Source organism: Adlercreutzia sp. DFI.6.23, from assembly GCF_024462535.1.
Classification (GTDB): Bacteria; Actinomycetota; Coriobacteriia; order Coriobacteriales; family Eggerthellaceae; genus Adlercreutzia; species Adlercreutzia rubneri.
In genome coordinates, this window is sequence record NZ_JANGBP010000495.1 from 1 (window position 1) to 302 (window position 302).

The window sequence follows — 302 nt, forward strand, 5'->3', positions numbered from 1 at the left end:
TAGGGGATATGGAAGATGCCAAATGCAGTGTCCTAGAAGAAGTTGTAAAACAGGATACGATTTTATCCTTTCAGGACAAATATGAAGGACATGCGAAAAGTAAAGGAATGGCTGGTACCAATCGACGCGTACCGGCTTCCTTAGAAAAAGAAGAAGCGCAAGAAATCACGTCCTATGCATTGGCAAGCTTTCAAGCGCTGCAGGCGGAAGGGGTTGTCCGTATTGACTTTTTGATGAATGCGGATACGAAAGATATTTATGTCAATGAGATTAATTCTATTCCGGGTTCTTTAGCGTATTAT

General features: G+C 41.7%; 1 pseudogene. It reads left to right on the forward strand.

Features of this window, described 5'->3' with window-relative positions:
• Positions 1-8 precede the first annotated feature (8 nt).
• Positions 9-302, forward strand: a pseudogene (locus NE591_RS14290) (D-alanine--D-alanine ligase); the annotation flags it as partial.